The organism is Candidatus Kosakonia sp. 282A-S69 (assembly GCF_029433855.1).
GTDB lineage: Bacteria > Pseudomonadota > Gammaproteobacteria > Enterobacterales > Enterobacteriaceae > Kosakonia > Kosakonia cowanii_A.
In genome coordinates, this window is record NZ_JAROAU010000005.1 from 99,829 (window position 1) to 100,071 (window position 243).

A 243-nucleotide genomic window follows, 5' to 3' on the forward strand; every position below is an offset into this window, starting at 1 on the left:
GGTCATGCTGCGTATGAGCATCCCGGGGTACCTGAGCTTTGACCAGCAGAACCCGCGCGCGGTCGTGAGCCTGATTGAGGCGCTGGAGGTCATCCTCGGCATTAAGGTCGAGTCTGAGGAGTACGACCGCCTGCGCACCCACGCTGATGAGTGGGAGGCTGAGCTCGCCGAAGAAATGGCGAAGGACTACGAGAAGGTTGAGCTGGTGCGTGAGATTGAGCAGAAGATGGATTCGACTCTGCG

General features: G+C 59.7%; 1 protein-coding gene. It reads left to right on the plus strand.

Features of this window, described 5'->3' with window-relative positions; all coding sequences use genetic code 11:
- The coding region (locus PU683_RS21290; protein ID WP_277174585.1) for a hypothetical protein at window positions 1-243 on the plus strand (243 nt) is incomplete at both ends.